The organism is Sphingomonas sp. (assembly GCF_036387535.1).
Lineage (GTDB): Bacteria > Pseudomonadota > Alphaproteobacteria > Sphingomonadales > Sphingomonadaceae > Sphingomonas_R.
This window is the reverse complement of record NZ_DASVTO010000156.1, coordinates 1-1,783: the sequence shown is the minus strand read 5'-3', so window position 1 is coordinate 1,783 and position 1,783 is coordinate 1. Positions and strand designations below refer to the sequence as shown.

The 1,783-nt window shown below is 67.5% G+C and carries 3 protein-coding genes; 1 reads left to right on the top strand and 2 read right to left on the bottom strand.

The window, feature by feature from the left end; genetic code table 11:
- A partial coding sequence (locus tag VF649_RS14475) for a PAS domain-containing protein (RefSeq protein ID WP_331012665.1) occupies window positions 1-447 on the bottom strand: 447 nt, incomplete at its 3' end.
- Window positions 416-1,414 (bottom strand): tRNA dihydrouridine synthase DusB, encoded by a 999-nt coding sequence (gene dusB / locus VF649_RS14470; protein WP_331012664.1) that lies wholly within the window; start codon window positions 1,412-1,414, stop codon window positions 416-418. The genes VF649_RS14475 and dusB, both read right to left, overlap by 32 nt.
- Before the next feature lie 77 nt (window positions 1,415-1,491).
- On the opposite strand from dusB, the gene VF649_RS14465 reads away from it, so the two are divergent.
- Window positions 1,492-1,783: 2-C-methyl-D-erythritol 4-phosphate cytidylyltransferase (locus VF649_RS14465; protein WP_331012663.1), on the top strand; the 292-nt coding region annotated here is incomplete at its 3' end.

Sequence of the window (1,783 nt, the reverse complement as noted above, 5' to 3'; positions counted from 1 at the left end):
GATCTCGTGCGCCAGCATCGCGGCCGCGCCGATGGCGGCGCGGCTACCGGCCGATCGATCGGCCGAATGACCCAGGCGGCGCGAACCGGCGGAGCCGTGCAGCGTGATCGTTCGCCAGCCGGCGTGATCGGGCACTTGCGCCTCAACGAAGTCCACGCGGATACGGTGGCCCCGCGCCGTCGCGATCTCGGTATCGTACACCGCGAAGCCGTGGCCGTCGCGGACCCCCGCGCCTTCGGGTGGCGGAAGGATCGCGGCGAGTGGCTGGCCCATCATCAGGCGTTCGGACAGGTTCAGCAATTGCTCGGCAAGCGCATTGGCGTGGGCGATGCGATCGTCCGGATCGACGACGACGACCGCCACCGGCAGTGCCGCGATCAGCTCGGCGAAACCGGGGCGGCCGTGCCGCGCCGGCTCAGGCCGCGTCGCGCTGCCGCCAGGGTGCATAGAATTCGGCTAGCATCGCACACACGCGCGCCGCATCGGGTTCCTGGTTGACGGCGTTGCGGAATTCGGCCGATCCGGGCAGGCCACGCGTGTACCAGCCGATGTGCTTGCGGGCCATGTTCACGCCGGTCACCATGCCATAATGTGCCAGCATCGCGTTGTAATGTTCGGATATGAGCTGATATTGCTCGTCGATCGAAGGATCGGGGATGCGCCGGCCGGTGCGGAAATATTCCATCACCTGCCCCAGCAGCCAGGGCCGCCCATAAACACCGCGACCGATCATCACGCCGTCCGCCCCCGATTGATCGAGCGCGGCCTGCGCATCGTCGACGGAACAGATGTCGCCATTGGCGATGACCGGGATCGACACCGCATCCTTGACGGAGCGGATGAAGCGCCAGTCCGCCTCGCCCTTGTACATCTGGTTGCGCGTCCGGCCGTGAACCGTGACCAGCTTGACCCCCAGATCTTGCGCGATGCGCGCCAGTTCGGGCGCGTTCAGACTGTCGTGGCACCAGCCCATGCGCATCTTCAACGTGACCGGCGCCGTGACGGCTTTGACAATCGCATCAACCAGTTGCGCCGCGAGCTTCAGGTCGCGCATCAACGCGGACCCGGCATCGCCGTTGGTCACCTTGCGCACCGGGCAGCCCATGTTGATGTCGATGATCGCCGCACCGCGATCCTCCGCCAGCTTGGCGGCTTCGGCCATTTCATAGGGCGTGCAGCCGACCAGCTGCATCGACACGGGCTCTTCCGACAGATGCCACGCCGCTTTCTGCAACGACTGGCGCGTTTCGCGGATCGCCGCCTGGCTCGCGATCATCTCGGTCACGTTCAGGCCGGAGCCGTAGCGGCGCACGAGGGTACGGAACGGCATGTCGGTGACACCGGTCATCGGCGCCAGCACGACGGGCTGCTCGACCCGCACGGGACCGATCTGGATGGGGGTCAAGTTTCGCATGATCTGCCTCAATTTCGGGCAGTAGGCGAAGGCGGGTGCGCTGGCAAGGGAGCGGCAGGCGCGATACAGGCGCCGGGATGACCCATATCGTCGCCATCATCGTCGCCGCCGGCACCGGATCGCGGGCGGGCGGCGCGCTGCCCAAACAATTCGCGATGCTCGCCGGCCGACCGATGCTCGTTCATGCCTATGACGCGCTCCGCCGTCATCCGGCCGTGGCGGAAACCTTGGTCGTCACCGATGTGTCCGCCGCTGGCGACGTCTTGCCCGGGGCGCGGCTGGTGGAAGGCGGCGCAACGCGGCGCGCATCGGTCGCGGCGGGCTTGCGCGCGGCGGCCGATCTCGGCGCCAGCCATGTGCTGATCCACG